The organism is Neobacillus terrisolis (genome assembly GCF_051233475.1).
In the GTDB taxonomy this organism is placed as follows: Bacteria; Bacillota; Bacilli; order Bacillales; family Cytobacillaceae; genus Bacillus_BU.
The window spans coordinates 1-17,336 of the sequence record NZ_JBKFGH010000043.1 but is presented as its reverse complement, the minus strand read 5'-3'; the positions used below and the strand labels follow the sequence as shown (position 1 = coordinate 17,336).

The 17,336-nt window shown below is 36.8% G+C and carries 15 protein-coding genes; 12 read left to right on the top strand and 3 right to left on the bottom strand.

Annotated features, from left to right (window positions below):
- Window positions 1-66 precede the first annotated feature (66 nt).
- The gene (locus ACI48O_RS21460) at window positions 67-1,275 is read left to right on the top strand and encodes an FtsW/RodA/SpoVE family cell cycle protein (RefSeq protein ID WP_435563873.1); all 1,209 of its coding nucleotides are present in this window, start codon (window positions 67-69) and stop codon (window positions 1,273-1,275) included.
- 59 nt (window positions 1,276-1,334) lie between these two features.
- Complete coding sequence (pyc, locus tag ACI48O_RS21455) at window positions 1,335-4,775, top strand: pyruvate carboxylase (RefSeq protein ID WP_435563872.1); 3,441 nt, start codon at window positions 1,335-1,337, stop codon at window positions 4,773-4,775.
- Window positions 4,776-4,841: 66 nt separating this feature from the next.
- Here the strand turns inward: pyc and ACI48O_RS21450 are convergent, their stop codons facing one another.
- Window positions 4,842-5,804, bottom strand: a complete 963-nt coding sequence (locus tag ACI48O_RS21450) for a COX15/CtaA family protein (protein ID WP_435563871.1) — start codon at window positions 5,802-5,804, stop codon at window positions 4,842-4,844.
- Window positions 5,805-6,337: 533 nt separating this feature from the next.
- Between ACI48O_RS21450 and cyoE the strand changes: the two genes are divergently transcribed.
- The 7 genes from cyoE (at window position 6,338) to ACI48O_RS21415 (ending at window position 12,958) form a co-directional block, all read left to right on the top strand.
- Window positions 6,338-7,264 carry a heme o synthase gene (gene cyoE, locus ACI48O_RS21445; protein WP_435563870.1) on the top strand — a complete coding sequence of 309 codons (927 nt, stop codon included), beginning with the start codon at window positions 6,338-6,340 and terminating at the stop codon, window positions 7,262-7,264.
- A 102-nt stretch (window positions 7,265-7,366) separates the two neighbouring features.
- Window positions 7,367-8,434 (top strand): cytochrome c oxidase subunit II, encoded by a 1,068-nt coding sequence (gene coxB, locus ACI48O_RS21440; protein ID WP_435563869.1) that lies wholly within the window; start codon window positions 7,367-7,369, stop codon window positions 8,432-8,434.
- Between the two features lie 33 nt (window positions 8,435-8,467).
- Entirely contained in the window at window positions 8,468-10,333 is a 1,866-nt protein-coding gene (ctaD, locus tag ACI48O_RS21435; protein WP_435563868.1) for a cytochrome c oxidase subunit I, read from the top strand.
- Complete coding sequence (locus tag ACI48O_RS21430; RefSeq protein WP_435563867.1) at window positions 10,333-10,965, top strand: cytochrome (ubi)quinol oxidase subunit III; 633 nt, start codon at window positions 10,333-10,335, stop codon at window positions 10,963-10,965. The genes ctaD and ACI48O_RS21430 overlap by 1 nt, the downstream gene beginning before the upstream one ends.
- 4 nt (window positions 10,966-10,969) lie before the next feature.
- Window positions 10,970-11,305, top strand: a complete 336-nt coding sequence (gene ctaF, locus ACI48O_RS21425; protein WP_435563866.1) for a cytochrome c oxidase subunit IVB — start codon at window positions 10,970-10,972, stop codon at window positions 11,303-11,305.
- A 133-nt stretch (window positions 11,306-11,438) separates the two neighbouring features.
- Window positions 11,439-12,347, top strand: a complete 909-nt coding sequence (ctaG, locus tag ACI48O_RS21420) for a cytochrome c oxidase assembly factor CtaG (RefSeq protein WP_435563865.1) — start codon at window positions 11,439-11,441, stop codon at window positions 12,345-12,347.
- 146 nt (window positions 12,348-12,493) lie between these two features.
- Window positions 12,494-12,958, top strand: a complete 465-nt coding sequence (locus ACI48O_RS21415; RefSeq protein WP_435563864.1) for a DUF420 domain-containing protein — start codon at window positions 12,494-12,496, stop codon at window positions 12,956-12,958.
- 65 nt (window positions 12,959-13,023) lie between these two features.
- Here ACI48O_RS21415 and ytvI read toward each other — a convergent pair whose 3' ends face one another.
- Complete coding sequence (gene ytvI, locus ACI48O_RS21410; RefSeq protein ID WP_435563863.1) at window positions 13,024-14,082, bottom strand: sporulation integral membrane protein YtvI; 1,059 nt, start codon at window positions 14,080-14,082, stop codon at window positions 13,024-13,026.
- Between the two features lie 202 nt (window positions 14,083-14,284).
- A complete protein-coding gene (locus ACI48O_RS21405; protein ID WP_435563862.1) occupies window positions 14,285-14,644 on the bottom strand; it encodes a YugN family protein in 360 nt (119 codons plus the stop codon).
- 198 nt (window positions 14,645-14,842) lie between these two features.
- Between ACI48O_RS21405 and ACI48O_RS21400 the strand changes: the two genes are divergently transcribed.
- From ACI48O_RS21400 to ACI48O_RS21390, 3 genes are all read left to right on the top strand, one after another.
- Complete coding sequence (locus ACI48O_RS21400) at window positions 14,843-15,466, top strand: CAP domain-containing protein (protein ID WP_435563861.1); 624 nt, start codon at window positions 14,843-14,845, stop codon at window positions 15,464-15,466.
- A gap of 11 nt (window positions 15,467-15,477) precedes the next feature.
- Window positions 15,478-15,912 carry a CBS domain-containing protein gene (locus ACI48O_RS21395; protein WP_435563860.1) on the top strand — a complete coding sequence of 145 codons (435 nt, stop codon included), beginning with the start codon at window positions 15,478-15,480 and terminating at the stop codon, window positions 15,910-15,912.
- A gap of 257 nt (window positions 15,913-16,169) precedes the next feature.
- Window positions 16,170-17,192, top strand: coding sequence for a CAP domain-containing protein (locus tag ACI48O_RS21390; RefSeq protein WP_435563859.1), 1,023 nt, complete (start codon window positions 16,170-16,172; stop codon window positions 17,190-17,192).
- Window positions 17,193-17,336: the final 144 nt, after the last annotated feature.

The following is a 17,336-nucleotide window of genomic DNA, read 5'->3' as shown; positions in this document are numbered from 1 at the left end:
ATATGCAGGATATTGAATAGAATGATAGAATAACTTAAACAACCTAGAAGATGAGGAAGAGGTTGAATGGTAAAAAAAATCATTAAGTCGTATGATTATTCCTTAATTATTGTTTTGATCCTTTTGTCTTTATTTGGATTGGTCATGATTTACAGTTCAAGTATGGTTTCTGCTGTTCAACGGTATGATGTAAGCAGTGATTTTTTCTACCAAAAGCAAAAACTCCACTTAATGGGTGCACTCCTTGTTTTTACTTTTATGTCAATTTTCCCTTACAAAATAATGAAAAGTAATAAAATACTTGCCATTATTGTAATTGGCTCTTTATTTGGACTGGTATCCTTGTTTATTTTTGGACATGTTGCCGGAAATGCTCAAAGCTGGTTCCAAGTAGGAAGCAGGAGTATTCAGCCCTCGGAATTTGTAAAAATTGGTGTCATTATTTATCTATCTGCTGTATACGCAAAGAAACAATCCTATATTAATGAATTTAATCATGGGGTTGTCCCTCCAGTTGTATATTTAGTAATTGTTTGTGTTTTAGTTGCCATTCAACCCGATTTTGGAACGGCAGCCATCATTTTTGCGATAGCAGCGATGATTATTATTTCTTCTGGAATGAATATTAAAAATATAACAAAGCTAATTATTATTGGTTCCTTGTTGGTCTTACCATTTGTTTTAATGTTAAAAGATGAGATTTTTTCTAAAACTAGGCTTAGTCGATTTGAAGCGTTTAATGATCCCTTTTCAGTGGAACAAGGGTCTGGCTACCAGTTGGTTAATTCATATTTAGCAATTGGTTCAGGCGGAGTTAATGGCTTAGGATTGGGACAAAGCGTTCAAAAGCTTGGTTATTTACCTGAATCCCACACGGACTTTATTATGGCGGTAATTGCCGAAGAGTTGGGAATATGGGGTGTAGGGTTTGTTATTATCTGTTTAGGGTTCATTGTGTTAAAGGGGATATACATTGCTTTAAGGTGCAAGGATCCATTTGGGACTTTGCTGGCAATAGGTATTTCCAGTATGATCGGAATTCAGTCATTTACAAATCTAGCTGGTATTTCCGGATTAATCCCATTAACAGGGGTTCCACTGCCATTTGTAAGCTATGGGGGCTCATCGATTCTTCAACTGTCATTTGCGATGGGGATTTTAGTCAATGTATCAATGTTCGTAAATTACGAACAAAAATATAAACATAAGGAAAGTGAAAAGCAGGCAGCTCCTTCAAAAAAGAGAATCGCTGGTTCTATTAATTTTCCTTCATAAGCGCGAGGGTCATTCCTTGCGCTTTTCTCTAAACAAAAAACAAAGGTGGAGTGATTTTTTTGAAGCGACGTATCAGCAAAGTGCTGGTCGCCAATCGTGGCGAGATTGCGATCAGGGTGTTTCGGGCATGTAATGAGCTAAATATTCGGACTGTTGCGATTTATTCCAAAGAAGATTCCAGTACTTACCATCGTTATAAAGCCGATGAGGCATACTTAGTCGGGGAAGGTAAGAAACCGATTGATGCCTATTTAGATATTGAAGGGATAATCGAAATTGCTAAACATAGTGAAGTAGATGCGATTCATCCTGGTTATGGATTTTTATCTGAAAATATTGATTTCGCTCGTCGTTGTGAGGAAGAGGGCATTATCTTTATTGGACCAGAAACAAGACATTTGGACATGTTTGGAGATAAAGTAAAGGCAAGAACACAGGCTGAACTTGCTAATATTCCAATTATTCCAGGTAGTGATGGGCCGGCTAAAGATGTTAGCGAGGTCAGCGCTTTTGGAGAACAGCATGGTTATCCGATCATTATTAAAGCTGCATTAGGCGGCGGCGGACGTGGAATGCGGATCGTTAACAATAAAGAAGAAGTTCAGGAAGCTTATACTAGAGCAAAATCTGAAGCGAAAGCTGCTTTCGGTAGTGATGAAGTATACGTTGAGAAATTAATTATTAATCCTAAGCATATTGAGGTCCAAATCTTAGGTGACCATCATGGGAATATTGTTCACTTATACGAGCGCGATTGTTCTGTTCAGAGACGTCATCAAAAGGTCGTTGAAGTGGCGCCATGTGTGTCCATTTCAAATGACTTGCGGGAAAGAATTTGTGATGCCGCTGTTCAATTAATGAAAAACGTTGATTATGTAAATGCCGGAACAGTTGAATTTCTAGTTTCAGGGAATGAATTTTACTTTATCGAGGTAAACCCTCGTGTTCAGGTAGAACATACGATTACCGAAATGGTAACAGGTGTTGATATTGTTATTTCGCAAATATTGCTCGCCGAGGGACATGAACTTCATGGAGATGTAGTTGGAATTCCTGCTCAATCGGATATTAAAGTTCATGGTTATGCGATTCAGTCTCGTGTTACAACGGAAGATCCGTTGAATAATTTTATGCCGGACACAGGTAAAATTATGGCTTACCGTTCAGGTGGCGGATTTGGTGTAAGATTGGATGCTGGTAACGCTTATACAGGTGCTGTTATTACTCCTTATTATGATTCGCTTTTGGTAAAATTAACGACGTTTGGTCCATCGTTTGAGCTGGCAGCATCGAAAATGGTCCGTAACCTAAGAGAATTCCGGATTCGTGGCATTAAAACGAATATCCCATTCCTTGAGAATGTTGTGTTGCATCCAAAGTTTAAAACAGGAGAATATGATACCTCGTTTATTGATACAACACCAGAATTGTTCCAATTTACGCCAAGTAAGGACCGTGGAACAAAAATGCTGTCTTACATCGCGAATGTAACAGTAAATGGATTCCCGGGGATTGAAAAGAAAAAACAGCCTGTTTTTGATAAGCCAAGAATTCCAAAATTGAATTATGATTTTGACTATCATAACGGCACAAAACAAATCCTTGATGCAGAAGGGCCAGAAGGATTAGTTAAATGGATTAAGGCTCAAAATCAAGTATTGTTAACCGATACAACGTTTAGAGATGCTCATCAATCACTGTTAGCAACACGGGTAAGATCAACGGATATCAAACATATTGCAGAACCAACTGCAAAACTTCTTCCAGAAATGTTTTCGTTTGAAATGTGGGGTGGAGCTACCTTTGATGTTGCCTACCGCTTTTTAAATGAAGACCCATGGGTTCGTTTGCAGGAATTAAGAAAAGAAATACCAAATGTCCTATTCCAAATGCTTCTCCGTGCCTCCAATGCTGTTGGCTATAAGAATTACCCAGATAATGTTATTCGGGAATTTGTAGCTAAGTCAGCCGAAACGGGAATTGATGTATTTAGAATTTTTGACAGCTTAAACTGGGTAAAAGGTATGGAGGTCGCAATCGATGCCGTTCGCCAAAATGGAAAAATTGCCGAAGCCGCGATTTGCTACACAGGTGATATAAATGATCCGTCTAGATCGAAATATGATCTCCAATATTATAAAAACCTAGCAAGGGAATTAGAACAGCAGGGTGCTCATATTCTTGGTATTAAGGATATGGCAGGTTTGTTAAAGCCACAAGCTGCTTATCGCTTAATTTCCGAATTAAAGGAAACGGTCGATATTCCAATTCATCTTCATACGCATGATACAAGTGGAAATGGAATTTATACGTATGCAAAGGCAATTGAAGCTGGTGTTGATATTGTGGATGTAGCATTAGGAACGATGGCCGGACTAACGTCGCAGCCAAGTGCAAATTCACTTTATTACGCGCTTGAGGGTAATGACCGTAAACCGAATGTCAATGTTGAAGCGCTCGAACAACTTTCTCATTATTGGGAAGATGTACGTAAGTTCTACCGTGACTTTGAGTCTGGAATGATGGCTCCACATACTGAGGTTTATCAGCACGAAATGCCGGGTGGTCAATACAGTAACCTACAACAACAGGCAAAGGCAGTTGGCTTAGGAGATAAATGGGATGATGTAAAGAGAATGTATGCCCGCGTCAATGCAATGTTTGGGGATGTTGTGAAAGTAACCCCTTCTTCAAAAATTGTCGGTGATATGGCATTGTTCATGGTTCAGAATGAATTAACGGAAGAAGATGTAATCACGAAAGGTAGTATCCTTGATTTCCCGGATTCTGTTGTAGAGTTTTTTGAGGGGTATTTAGGACAGCCTTATGGAGGATTCCCTGAGGAGCTCCAACGTGTCATTCTTAAAGATAAAAAACCGATTACTGTCCGCCCAGGAGAGCTTTTGGAGCCTGTAAATTTTGATGAATTACAAAAGAAACTTTCTTTAGAAATTGGCAGAGAAGCTTCAGATTTTGACGTCCTTGCCTATGCTCTTTATCCAAAAGTATTTGTTGACTATACGAAAAAGGTTGAATTATTTGGGGATATCTCTGTTCTTGATACACCAACCTTCTTCTATGGATTACGTCTTGGTGAGGAAATAGAAGTTGAGCTTGAAAAAGGAAAAATTCTTATGGTTAAGCTTGTTTCAATCGGTCAAGCACAAACTGATGGAACAAGAATCGTTTATTTTGAATTAAATGGACAGCCACGTGAAATTGTCGTCAAGGATGAAAGTATTAAAGTGACAGTTTCGGCAAAAATTAAGGCGGATCCAGGCAATGAAAATCATATCGCTGCGACCATGCCGGGAACAGTCGTAAAAGTTCTTGTTGAAAAAGGTGAAAAGGTAAGCCGTGGTGACCATCTCATTATTACAGAAGCAATGAAAATGGAAACGACCGTCCAAGCTCCGTTTTCTGGTATCATTAAAGATATTTATGTTAAGAACGGAGAAGCCATTCAAACAGGTGACTTGTTAATTGAATTGGTTAAGTAACAAAAAAACATAATGAGTTAGTTTAAAACATAAAAAAAAGGTCTGAACTTGGTTCAGACCTTTTTTTTATATGTTTGTGGTAGTTTGTTGCTCAGGCGTAAGCGGTTGACTTTTTTTAGATTCAAGAGCATTTTTTTTGCTTCTTGATACCAGCAGTAGGAAGTAACATAAAACACCAAATAAGCAGGAAATGAAAAAGGCATGGGCTAAGGCAATATATAAATTTAGCTGAGAAAATATGACGAGTGCCCCGGCGATCACTTGTAAGCATACAAGAATAAAGGAAATAATCCATCCCCAATAAATGACTTTTTGTTGTTTATAATGTTTAACGGCTAGAAAAGTTATATAACCTATCCATAAAAAAATGAGACCAGCTGCAAATCGATGTCCCATTTGCACCCATTCGTTCAAATTGGTAGGGAAAAAGGATGACTGATTATTACACAATGGCCAGTCCGGACATACGAGACTAGCTTTCATATGGCGAACGAGGGCTCCGGTATATACAACAAGGTAACTATAAATGGTTACACCAATCATATGCTTTTGCATTCGTTTATCGATGACAAGCTTTTCTGCCTGAAATTTCTTATCAACCTCAAAAATAAGGAGCGTTAATAATAAAACAGCTGCAAATGAAATAAGCGAAATCCCAAAATGGAGGGCTCTAACGAAACTGTTTTGTCCCCATATTACGGCAGCTGCACCGATCAAGCCTTGTAATACAAGAAAGAAAAAAGATAAAAAGGAAAGGAATTTCGTTTCCCTTATATGGCCGATCGAACGCCAAGTCCAAATCGATAAAACTAGGACCATAATGCCCACAGAACCTGAAACAACACGATGAGAAAGTTCAATGATAAGTTCGAAGGAAATATCACTAGGGATGATTTCGCCATTACATAAAGGCCATGATCTCCCACAACCTAACCCTGAGTTTGTTTTCGTTACTAAGGCTCCCCCAAGGAGAACCAACAACATTCCTATCGTCGTTAAAACCGCTAACCATTTTAAAGACCTTCGCACAAAAAATCACATCCTATAAAGTTTAAAAAATTGTCAAAAAATTAGATTGACATGTATAATGTAAAAGACAAATTTCGGGAAAATTCACAAAAAAAAGAAATGAATGCAGTTTTGATAGTACACAATTAATTAGATTTTTACAACTATTAGGAACTTTCTAAGCTAAATAATAGAAGATTTTATAGAGAAAAGTTCTATATTCAAATACTATCAAAAAACTAATAAAAACATGAAAAGAAACGAATTTTTTTCAATAGAATGAAAGAGTATCTTTTGCTATCTTTGTTAAGTTTTTACAAAAAAAATAAAAATGTTCAAAAAAACTTCACAAAAATGACCAAAAGTGTGATTTAATATACAGTGAGAAATGAAATATTTTTGATATAGGTAAATAATTAATATTATTCGCATGTTGTAAATGGTGTTAAAACAAAAGACTGTTTAATAGGTTTTCAGATTATCTAAAAACTTACAATGTGCTGGTATAAATAGTTCGAATGTTTTCCGGTTAAAAGGGAAAAGGAGGAAGGAATATGTCGAATCCAAAGGCTTTTGGTGAAGTAACACTTGATTCTAAACATACTGATATTCCACAAACAACGATGTTGAAGGATTTCTTAGCACTAATTAAAATTGGCATAGTAAATTCAAACCTTATTACAACGTTTACAGGGATTTGGCTTGCACTCCATTTTACAGGCAACCGGTTCCTTGATCATTTAGATCTAGTATTGTTCACACTTATAGGTTCATCATTAATTATAGCCGGGTCTTGTGCTATAAATAATGTTTACGACCGTGATATTGATCATCTAATGCAAAGAACAAAGAATAGACCGACTGTTACTGGAAAAATCCAGTCTCATTGGGTTATTACCTTAGGAGTTTCCTTAATTGTCGTAGGGTTATTATTTTTACTTTTAACGACAGTTTCGGCTGCAGTTATTGGATTAATAGGTGTTATTAGCTATGTAGGTCTCTATACTATGTGGTCAAAGAGGTTATATGTTTCAAATACAATAGTGGGAAGTATTTCTGGAGCAGTTCCACCACTTATCGGTTGGGCAGCTGTGGATGGAAATCTAGATATTGTCGCTTGGCTTTTATTCTTTATTATGTTTGCATGGCAGCCACCGCATTTTTATGCGCTTGCCATGAGAAGAGTTGAAGAATATCGGGCTGCTGGAATCCCGATGCTTCCTGTTGTGAAAGGGTTTAAAACAACGAAAAAACATATCATTTTATGGATTGTAGCTTTGCTACCGCTTCCATTCTTCCTACAATCTTTAGGAATGGCATTTCTCATTTTAGCTACCTTGCTAAATGTAGGATGGCTAGCACTAGGTTTAATAGGATATAAGATGCAGGATGATATGAAATGGGCCAAACTGATGTTTATTTACTCTTTGCAGTACTTAACGATTATGTTTGTTGCAATGGTAATTGTTACCCTTATTTAATTTATTAGGTAATCCTTTCTTTATTAAAAGGGGAAATGAAGAAAGGGTATATCATATTTTTTTTGAAATTTTTATTTTACGAAAGAGGGGTTTGGTAAAGCAATGAAAAGACTTGCGAAATGGCAACTGATCTCATTATTTTCCGTCTTAGTACTCATGCTTTCCGGTTGTGGAGAACCATTTTTATCCGCACTAAAGCCTGCAGGTGAGGTTGCGGATACGCAATTTGACCTGATGAAGCTAAGTACGCTCATCATGGTGGGAGTCATAATTGTTGTCACAATCATTTTCTTAATTGTGATGTTCCGATTCCGTCGAAAGGATGAAAGCATCCCTAAGCAGGTTGAAGGAAGTCATACACTTGAAATTCTTTGGACAGTTATTCCTATTATCCTATTGCTTATATTGGCAGTTCCGACTGTTGCGGCAACATTTAAATTTGCTGATGTAACGCAAATGGAGAAAAAGAATGATGGTTCAGAAGGAAAACTTGTTGTAAATGTTCGAGCTAGTTTGTATTGGTGGGAATTTGAATACCCTGACTTAGGTATTGTTACTGGTCAGGAGCTTGTAGTGCCAACAGATGAAAAGGTTTACTTCAATTTGAAAGCTTCAGATGTAAAACATTCATTTTGGATTCCGCCAGCTGGTGGGAAAATGGACACCAACGTCGATAATGTTAATAAGTTTTGGCTAGAATTTGACAGCAAAAAAGCAGAAGAAGCAAACAATTTATTCTATGGTAAGTGTGCGGAGTTATGTGGTCCGTCACATGCCTTAATGGATTTTAAAGTGAAAGCCGTTTCACGTGCTGAATTTGATCAATGGGTCAAAGATATGCAAGCAGTAAAAGAACCTGCAAAGGCAGATACAGCATTAGCTCAACAAGGACAAGAAGTATTTAATAACAGCTGTATTGGATGTCACGCGGTTACTCCATCAAACAAAACACCTGAAGCAGCCAGACTTGCACCAAACTTAACGAACTTTGGTGAGCGTTCACGAGTTGCCGGTATCTTAGATCATAAAAAGGAAGAAGTAAAAAATTGGATAAGAGATCCTGAAAGCTATAAGCCTGCGAACAAAATGACCGGAACATACGGACAATTAACGGAAGAGCAGATTGATGCTGTTGCTGAATACTTAATGGGCTTAAAGGTTCAGGAATAACAGGGGATTTTGGTTGAAAAGGGAGGTAAAAATGTGAGTACCTATGCTCAGAAAAAGGGGTTCGGAGCAACAGTATGGGACTTTCTAACAACTGTTGACCATAAGAAAATTGCGATTTTGTATTTAATCGCCGGAGGAATTTTCTTTGTTATTGGCGGTATAGAAGCTATGTTTATCCGCATTCAGCTTGCAGTTCCTAACAATGATTTTGTTAGTGCCGGGCTGTTTAATGAATTATTAACAATGCACGGAACAACGATGATATTTTTAGCCGCCATGCCACTAGTATTTGCATTTATGAACGCGGTTATGCCGTTGCAAATAGGTGCGCGTGACGTCGCGTTTCCATTCTTAAATGCATTAGGTTTTTGGTTGTTTTTATTCGGTGGAATTTTCTTGAACCTTTCATGGTTCTTAGGCGGTGCGCCTGATGCTGGTTGGACTTCATATGCGTCTTTATCATTAGCGTCAAAAGGTCACGGAATAGATTTTTATGCACTTGGCTTACAAATTTCCGGTGCTGGAACGATTATCGGGGGGATTAATTTCCTTGTTACGATTATTACTATGAGAGCACCAGGAATGACATACATGCGTATGCCACTATTTACTTGGACTACATTTGTAACTTCAGCATTAATTTTATTTGCAATGCCACCTTTAACGATTGGCTTATTCTTAATGATTTTTGACCGTTTATTTGGCGCTAATTTCTTTGATGTGGCCAATGGCGGTAATACGATTATTTGGGAACACTTCTTCTGGATCTTTGGTCATCCTGAAGTATACATTCTTATTTTACCGGCATTTGGAATTTTCTCAGAAATTATCCCAATCTTCTCAAGAAAAAGACTTTTCGGTTATTCATCCATGGTGTTTGCCACTGTCCTAATTGGTTTCTTAGGATTCATGGTTTGGGCTCACCACATGTTTACAACAGGTATGGGACCTATTGCGAATGCAATCTTTGCCGTTGCAACAATGGCGATTGCTGTACCTACTGGAATTAAAATCTTTAACTGGTTATTTACGATGTGGGGCGGTAGCATTAAGTTCACGGCAGCGATGCACTATGCTGTTGCATTTATTCCATCGTTTGTAGCCGGTGGGGTAACTGGAGTTATGCTTTCTGCAGCTGCACAGGACTATCAATTCCATGATACTTATTTCGTTGTTGCTCACTTCCACTACGTTATCGTTGGTGGGGTAGTATTAGCATTACTTGGCGGTGCACACCTTTACTGGCCAAAAATGTTTGGTACTATTTTAAATGAAACTTTAGGTAAAATTACCTTCTGGTTATTCTTAATCGGTTTCCATTTAACATTCTTTATTCAGCATTTCTTAGGGTTAATGGGGATGCCACGTCGTATCTTCACATTCCTACCTGGACAAGGACTGGAAACTGGAAACTTTGTAAGCTCCGTTGGTGCTGCGTTCATGGCTGTTGCTGTGACACTATTGTTGGTAAATGTTGTAATTACTCAAGTGAAAAACAAGAAGGTTGGCAACGATCCATGGGGAGACGGTCGTACGCTTGAATGGGCAATCCCTTCTCCACCGCCATATTACAATTTCAAACAGCTTCCACTAGTTCGTGGTTTGGATGCTTACTGGATTGAAAAAATGAATGGGAAAACTGAAATGACACCAGCAGAACCACTTGGTGACATTCACATGCCAAATAATTCATTTATTCCATTTATGATTTCTTTTGGTTTGTTTGTTACAGCATTCGGTGCAATGTACCGCGCTGATTATAGCTGGGGACTTCCAGTATTAATCGGTGGATTCGTGATAACCTTAGGTTCTATGTTCTTCCGTTCTATTAAGGATGACCATGGCTACCACATTCATAAAGAAGAATTAGAAAATGAAGATAAGGGGGTTAAGGCATAATGGCTGCTCATGAACAAAAAATGACGTTAGAAACTTGGCCTGCTTCGCCCGAAAAAGCCACCCTTGAAGGCAAAAATAAATTCCTAGGCTTTTGGTTTTTCCTTGGAGGGGAAACAGTGCTGTTTGCATCACTGTTTGCTACTTATCTAGCATTAAAAGATAAAGTTCCAAGTGCTGACCATGCGTTAGCAAAAGATTTATTCGAAATTCCACTAACATTTGCTGCAACGATGATCTTATTATTCAGTTCGTTAACAAGTGTTTACGCAATGTATCATATGAAGAATTTTGATTTCAAAAAAATGCAACTTTGGCTTGGAGTTACTGTTTTACTAGGTGCTAGTTTCTTAGGTCTTGAAATTTATGAATTTAATCATTATGTCCATGAATTTCACCATACCTTTACAAGCAGTGCTTTTGGTTCAGCCTTCTACACCCTGGTAGGATTCCATGGTGGACACGTCGCGTTTGGTTTATTGTGGATTACAACCTTAATGATTCGCAATGCCAATCGAGGATTAAGTCTATACAATGCTCCAAAATTTTATTTAGCAAGCCTTTACTGGCATTTCATTGACGTTGTATGGATCTTTATCTTTACAGTAGTATATTTAATGGGAATGGTGGGATAAACTGATGGCAAATCAACAAACAAGCTCAGGAAACCCTAGAGTTGACATTGAATATCGTCGCAAGAAAAATGCAGAAGAAATGAAATATCAAGTAACATCATTTGCATTAATGATTTTCCTTACTTTAGTAGCTTTTGGAGCGGTTGCATATGATGGATTTTCAAAATGGTTTACGGTTCCGTTTATCATTCTTTTAGCGGTAGTTCAATTAATTTTCCAATTGTATTATTTCATGCATATGAGTCATAAGGGCCATGAAGCCCCATCACTTTTCCTCTATTCTGGAGCATTTGTTGGAGCAGTTACAGTACTAGCTTTTATGACCGTTGTTTGGTGGTAAAACATTTTTGTGGTTTGAGGAAATCGGCTTAAAGCCGGTTTCCTTTTTGAAATTATTCTTGTGGCACTCCAGTTTTATGTGAACCAATCCAATTCCAGCTTATGTTGGATAAATAATTAGAGGTGAAACAAAAATGCCTGTCCTAGATATTTTTGGCTTTCGTGCATTATGGAGTCCGTACTTTCTTTTAGTTTTAATAGCCGTTTTAGTCGGATATTTTTTATTAACGGTCACGTTTCAAAGAAAATTCTCGGATAGTGAGCAGCTGACCAAAAAAGAAGCAGTCTTGTTCACGGTTGCCATTGTTCTTTTATACATTATAAAAGGTTCACCAATCGATTTAATGGGTCATCTAATGTTTTATGCACACATGATTCAGATGGCGATGCTATATTTGGTGATTGCTCCATTATTCATTGTGGGGATACCGAAATGGATTTGGAGAAAAGTATTAAACATTCGAATGATAAAGCATGTGTTTCGTTTTTTTACAAACCCGTTAATTGCCTTGATTTTATTTAATGGAATGTTTTCTTTTTACCATATTCCGCTAATTTTTGATTTTATCAAGACAGATATGTGGTTACATGCGTCCTATACATCGATTTTATTTATTATTTCGGTGTTTATGTGGTGGCCTTTAGTCAATGACATACCAGAACAGCAATCCTTAAACGGGATTAAGAAAATCGGTTACATTTTTGCCAATGGGATCTTAATTACCCCGGCATGTGCCTTAATCATTTTTGCTGACAGCCCAATGTATCAAACCTTCTCAGATCCAAGTTCATGGTTAGAGGCATTGCGATTATGTGTTCCAACTACAACATTATCTTCACTTAACTTGAGTGGGCCGGAAATGTTTAATTCATTGCCATTAATTCAAGACCAGCAGCTTGGTGGAGTATTAATGAAAATTATTCAAGAAGTTGTATATGGGACCGTTCTTGCACAAGTATTTTTCAAATGGTATCGCAAGGATTCTGCGGAATCTGAGCAAGAAGAAAACCCTTCTTTATACCCAAATTTAGCTGAATATTAATCGAAAAAGAGGCATCAACTAAGATGCCTCTTTTTTAAAGTGGAAAAATAGAGAATATTGTTGAAAAAGCAGTTATTCGTTGAAAAATAGGAAGTATTACCATAAAATTGTTTTTGACAGTTATTTCAATGAAAAGGGGTTAATTTATGAATTCAGTGCAATGGTTGCCTACGATTAGTACTGCATTTATCGTTCTAAGTGCGATTACCGTGGCTATCGGGTGGGTACAAATAAAGCAAGGGAAAAAAGAAACACATAAAAAAACGATGAACTTAGCTGCAATTTTCGCAATCATTTTCTTTTTGATTTATGCAAGCAGAACAATTTTCATCGGAAATACAGCTTTTGGTGGACCGGATGATATTAAAATTTACTATACGATCTTTTTAATTTTTCATATTACCTTAGCAACAGTCGGGGCTGTGATGGGAATTGTTTCTTTAGTTAGTGGTTATAAAAATAATTTGAAATTACATAGAAAAATAGGTCCAATTACAAGTATTATTTGGTTTTTCACCGGTATAACTGGAGTGGCTGTTTATTTGTTGCTTTACGTTTTTTACCACGGAGGGGAAACCACATCTGTTATTAAAGCAATATTAGGTTTTTAACAGCCCCATGGATCAGGGAAACTTAAACATAAGAAAAGAGCGGACTCTCAAAGTTCGCTCTTTCTTTATAGCTTAAATTTAAATTTTAGAATCCCTGCATCTTTGGCTGAATAAAAAATAATTAACAGAAGGGGACCGATGATAATCCCTAACAAACCTATTATTTTAAAGCCTAAATACATCCCTATTAGAGTGGCTAATGGAGATAATCCAAATTGACTCCCTAATAATTTGGGCTTTACAGTTCTTTTAACAGCTAGTAGAATAACGGCCAAAATAACTAATACTAAGCCCAAAAGGATTTTTCCTGTTAGTAAATAAAACAATGCCCAGGGCCCTAGGACAATTAAAGAGCCAAAAATCGGAATAAAATCAGCGACCCAAATTAAAATGGACATATAAAAAGCAATTTCCTGGTTAATAAAATGAAGCCATACGATTGAAATAATAAATATCATGATACTGATCAAAATCTGAGCTTTAAGGAATCCAAAAATAACAAAAGACAGACGAGAGGTCATATGGGTTACTTTTTTGGCGGTAGTTTCTGTTAAATATAGATAAAGTTTTTCTGATATTTTGGGTAAATCAAGCATAAATAGAAATAATGATACTAAGTAAATAATAAAGCTAACCAAATAATTAGGTATATTGGTAAGGATTGCTCTCAAATTATTAATATTAACGTAGGAAAGAATACTTTCCCTAGCATTTTGTAAAAACTCCTGTGTCTGAGAGGTAAATTGGTTTACAACCACTGTGGGTAAATCTTTGGCGACATTGACCAATTCAATCTCAATCTTGAACCATATTTTTGATATTTCGTTAAAATATAAGGGGGAATTGTCAATGATTCTTATTACTTCGGCAATAACCTTAGTAGTAATGAAATAACCACACATTCCAATAAATAAAATAAACAGAATAAATACGGAAAGAACTGCAAGCTGACGTTTTGTTTTAAAATTTTTTGAAAAAAACTTTACAATCGGATCCAGTAAAAGCGCCGTTATAAATGCAAGGATTAACGGAAGGGAAACTGGGACAATTATGTATGCAATTGCAGCAAGAATAACCAACCAAATGGTAATCAATAATCTTCGTTTTGTAATGAGCCTAATCAAAGGTAGCCCCCTTTCCTCACATATGACCAGGAAAAGATTTTGTGGATTCTTTCTTTATAATTATAGTATGGAATCAAGTAAATAACCAATTAAAAAAGTAAACAGTCAGACAGCGGGCTTTATAAGATAATAATGATATTGAAAAAAGGAAAGACGTATGATGATTAACATACGTCTTTCCTTTTTATAGTCGATAATTTCTCTATAATGCAAAATTAACAATTGTTTTTTGTAGGTCTGATAAAATTTTCTGGCACTGAGATACAAGTGAGCTAGGGAAATTTTCTCCTTCCCCATATTCAACACCATGAGGAAAATAATATTTTCCTAATAAAGGTGTCATTAACTGAATAACCGCTTTATGTGCACCGATATCCCCTTCCACAGCATTTCCTTGAACGCGAAGATAAAAGACCCCTTCTTTCATCTCGAACTTTTTGTCATATGTAAGGCGATCATAATCCCATGTACCTTCACGAACAAATCCTTGCTCCTCCATTGCTTCGTCGAGGCGATTTAAATCTGCCTTAACATTTTCAAGACCAGTATTTTCTAACTTCATTTCTGTCCCTCCCCAAACTATACACGAACTATTGTTGAGTTGGTATATATTAACAACCACAACAACTTTTCTCATTCTAATAATAGTTGAAAAAAGAGGAAGTTGCAATTCGAAAAGAGAGTATTTTACTATATTTTCTGATTTTTATTTTATGAATTGGAAAATCTATTATTAGAAGCTGTTTAAGGAGGAAATGAAATGTTTATCAGGAGCTTTGTCAGTTTGTTTTCCGTGCTTATTATCTGTTTTAGCAATGCAAAAGATTTTATGGCTATGTCCAAATATACAATAAAACCCGGTGATACGTTATGGAAGATATCTGTTTTACATAGTGTAGAACTTGATGAGCTAATCAGAATCAATCCACAAGTGAATAATCCTGAGCTTATTTATCCTGGTCAGATGATTTTTGTTCCTGGTGTAGGTAAGCAAATCAACATAGAACAGCAAAAAATGCTGAGTTTACTTAATGATGAAAGAAAAAAACGAGGTCTTGCACCGGTATATTTGGATCCTCGCCTTTCTATGATTGCTGAGAAAAAATCGGTTGATATGAGGGTAAATAAATATGTTGCGCATACTTCACCTTCTTATGGAAATCCTACAACTATGCTAGAAACTTTTCAGATCCCGTTTAAACAGGTTCTTGAAAACGTTGGGGCAGGACCAAAAACAGCGGAGGAAATGGTTCTGACTTGGATGAATTCTCAAGTTACCATGAATAATATTCTCGATAAAAATGCAACTCATGTTGGTATTGGGTATGCAAAAGGTGGTTTACACGGCCATTATTGGACAACTATTATGATTGAAACAAAATAGGAGTGATTGAAATGGGAAAAATCAGTGAGATCATGACAAAAAATGTAGAGACTTGTTCTTTACTAGATAATGTTTTTGAAGTTGCAGTAAAGATGAAAGAATGGAATGTTGGTGCCATACCAATTGTCGACAACCAAAAGCTCGTAGGGATGATCACAGACCGGGACATCGTAATTCGGGGTGTTGCTGAAAAACATCCAGGCTCTTCAAAGGTAGAGAACATTATGAGTAAGGAAATGGTAACGGTTCGTCCTGATACTGCAACACAAGAAGCTGCCAAAATTATGGCACAACATCAAATCCGCCGCCTGCCAGTCGTTGAAGGTGATCGCTTAGTTGGAATTGTTTCTTTAGGGGACTTTGCAGTTCATGAACTTACGGACGATCAAGCTAAGGTGGCCTTAACGGAAATCTCTGAACCAGGTCATAGTGAGTTGCAGCATTAAACGGAGAAAACGTTTTAAGAAATACATCAAGAAAAGACTCACGGAAGCGTGGGTCTTTTCAATGTTATTCTAGATTAATATTTATTGGCAACATTATTAACTGTTACTGCTTTTTTCCTGTTTCTAAATGTATAATAGTATTGGTGCTATAATAACTTTTATTATTTGTCATATAATAGTAGAAATCTTTTTTTAGAGGGGAGGAGTAGGACCTGGCTGCTCTTATTAGAATCTTATCTTTAGTAGTCCTTTTTTTATTGGTAGGATATTACTTAATAGATCAAAACGCCAATCAATCTGATGTATTATATATGGAAGAAAGCACGTATCAACAACCAAACGGTGGGAATAAGCAACAATCGGCCGAACAAGGATTTGCCGATCTACATCGTCCAGAAAACGGTCTCTCTACTCTAATAGGGAAGCAAGTCAATCTTCTTAAAGAGGGTTACGGAGAACCAAGTCGTATTGAACCATCCTCTTATGGTTATGATTGGTGGATATATAATAATGATGAAAAGCATTATATGCAAGTGGGTGTAGAAAACGGAAAAATAGAAACGCTGTATGCTATTGGAGAGAATGTCGATATTTCTCCCTTTAAAATAGGACAATCGGTTGAAGAAATCTTCTCAAAAGTATTAATTGAAACCGACATGAATTTTGAATATGAAGGAACTTCTTATCGATTTGAAATGACTGAAGAGGACATGAATTCTAGACCTTTAATCAAAATGGACGATATCTTTTTACAGCTATATATAGATAAATTTACGGGAGCTTTGTCAAGCGTCCGGTACTTAACAAAAAAGACGCTGATTACTCAAAGGCCGTATGAACTTGTTTATAATGGGGAATTATTGGAGGCGCAACCCGTCCCTGATGAGAGTTGGACTCGTATTGATGAAGGTAGTAAACAGCAAATTTTTGATATAACCAATATAATGAGAAAACGGTATAATTTAAAACGGTTAAAATGGGATCAGGATCTTGCAAATATTGCGTATGTAAACAGCAAGTTTATGTATGAAAAAGATACACTGCCAGAACAGGAAAAACAAAATGAGGAATTATCTTATCGTCTTTCCAATGCTAATATTCAATTTGAAATAGCCGATGAAAATATTGCGGCAAATTATATTGATGCTCCTGCAGTTATGGAAGGGTGGCTGAACAGCGAAAGGCATCGAAAAAATTTGCTTAATAATAAATTTACCTATATTGGGGTTGGCGTATACCACAAAGATTATACGCAAAATTTTATCAGGAAAAACGAGTAGAATATTATTTTAATAAAAAATGGGTGGCCGATTTGGCCGCCCATTTTGTTGTGCGCCCGGCATGGGTGCAGTCTATAGGGTGTAAGTCCCGAGCCACGAAGGCAGTTGTAGTGGTTAGCTTAACGCAAGGGTGTCCATGGTGAC